Raw genomic sequence first — 526 nt, 5'->3', positions numbered from 1 at the left:
TCGGAGCTCACCGCGCTGGCCGAGCGGCTCGCCGCGGCCCGTGACGCCGAGCGCCCCGGCCGGGTGCGGCGGCTGCTGCATCATTGGCTGACCGCGGCGCACCTGTGGCGTCGCCCGGTCCTGCACCCGGCCCGGTGGCACCGCACGCCGAACCCGCTGCTGCGGGCGGGTGCGCCGGCGGTGACCGACCCGCCGGTGCCCGGCCGCGCGGGGGAGTACCTGCTGCGTCCGGCCCGTCCGCACGGCGCCGACCTGCGCACCGTCGGGGACTGGATGCGCAGGCCCGAGGTGGTGCGCTTCTTCGGTCAGCCCTGGCCCGACGAGCGCTGGGCTCGTGAGCTGGACGGCCACGGCGCCGGGTCGGGTACCGCCGCCGTGCTCGTGGAGCCCGCCGGCGACCCGGCCGCCGGACCGATCGCGTACCTGGAGATCTACCGCCCGGTGCGGCACGCGCTGGCCCGCGCGTTCCCGGTCGGCCCGGGCGACGTCGGCGTGCACGTCTGCGTCGGTGCCGCGCACCGGCGTG

The 526-nt window shown here is 79.1% G+C and carries 1 protein-coding gene; it reads left to right on the top strand.

The features are described 5' to 3' along the window. Positions 1 to 526: GNAT family N-acetyltransferase (locus GTW08_RS16375; protein ID WP_161152180.1), on the top strand; the 526-nt coding region annotated here is incomplete at both ends.

The sequence above is a fragment of the Pseudonocardia sp. SID8383 genome, assembly GCF_009864975.1.
GTDB lineage: Bacteria > Actinomycetota > Actinomycetes > Mycobacteriales > Pseudonocardiaceae > Pseudonocardia > Pseudonocardia alni.
Note: the sequence above shows the minus strand (reverse complement) of the source record. Positions and strands in the feature narration are given on the sequence as shown.